General features: G+C 65.0%; 1 protein-coding gene. It reads left to right on the top strand.

Features of this window, described 5'->3' with window-relative positions; genetic code table 11:
• The first annotated feature begins 2 nt into the window (after positions 1–2).
• On the top strand, positions 3–1178 hold the full coding sequence (gene tuf, locus GH815_RS18675; protein ID WP_153750228.1) for an elongation factor Tu: 1176 nt from the start codon (positions 3–5) through the stop codon (positions 1176–1178).
• Positions 1179–1211 lie beyond the last annotated feature (33 nt).

The following is a 1211-nucleotide window of genomic DNA, read 5'->3' as shown; positions in this document are numbered from 1 at the left end:
CCATGGGTAAGGCAAAGTTCGAACGTACGAAACCGCATGTGAACATCGGGACGATTGGTCACGTTGACCACGGCAAGACGACGCTGACGGCTGCGATCACGAAGTATTTCGGCGAGTTCAAGGCCTATGACCAGATCGACGCGGCGCCCGAGGAGAAGGCGCGCGGGATCACGATCTCGACGGCGCATGTGGAATACGAGACGCCCGCGCGGCACTACGCCCATGTCGACTGCCCCGGCCACGCCGACTACGTCAAGAACATGATCACCGGTGCGGCGCAGATGGACGGCGCGATCCTGGTGGTGAACGCCGCCGACGGCCCGATGCCGCAGACGCGCGAGCATATCCTGCTGGCCCGCCAGGTCGGTGTGCCCGCGCTGGTGGTGTTCCTGAACAAGGTCGACCAGGTCGATGATGCGGAGCTGCTGGAACTGGTCGAGATGGAAGTGCGCGAGCTGCTGAGCTCCTACGACTTCCCCGGCGACGACATCCCGATCGTTTCCGGCTCGGCGCTGGCGGCGATGGAAGGCCGCGACGCCGAGATCGGCGAGGACAAGATCCGCGCGCTGATGGCGGCGGTCGACGAGTACATCCCGACCCCGGACCGTCCGATCGACCAGCCCTTCCTGATGCCGATCGAGGACGTGTTCTCGATCTCGGGCCGCGGGACGGTTGTGACCGGCCGTGTCGAGCGTGGCGTGATCAATGTCGGCGACCAGATCGAGATCGTGGGCATCCGTCCGACCCAGACCACGACCTGCACCGGCGTCGAGATGTTCCGCAAGCTGCTGGACCGCGGCGAGGCGGGCGACAATATCGGCGCGCTGCTGCGCGGCATCGACCGCGACCAGGTCGAGCGCGGCCAGGTGCTGTGCAAGCCCGGCTCGGTGAAGCCGCACAAGAAGTTCGAGGCCGAAGCCTATATCCTGACCAAGGAAGAGGGTGGCCGCCACACGCCGTTCTTCGCGAACTACCGTCCGCAATTCTACTTCCGCACGACGGACGTGACCGGCACGGTTCAGCTTCCCGAAGGCACCGAGATGGTGATGCCGGGCGACAACCTGAAGTTCACGGTCGAACTGATCGCGCCGATCGCGATGGAGGAAAAACTCCGCTTTGCCATCCGCGAAGGTGGCCGCACCGTCGGCGCCGGCGTCGTGTCGAAGATCATCGAGTAACACCAATCACGGCCGGGCCGGCAAAAGCCGGCC

Origin of the sequence: Rhodovulum strictum (genome assembly GCF_009649175.1) — a bacterium.
GTDB classification, from domain to species: Bacteria; Pseudomonadota; Alphaproteobacteria; order Rhodobacterales; family Rhodobacteraceae; genus Rhodovulum; species Rhodovulum strictum.
The sequence above is the reverse complement of the archived record's forward strand: the minus strand, read 5'-3'. Positions and strand labels throughout refer to the sequence as shown.

Bases quoted from the DNA above. Each gene is read 5' to 3' on its own strand.
- tuf (WP_153750228.1), top strand. From the start codon at position 3: ATGGGTAAGGCAAAGTTCGAACGTACGAAACCGCATGTGAACATCGGG.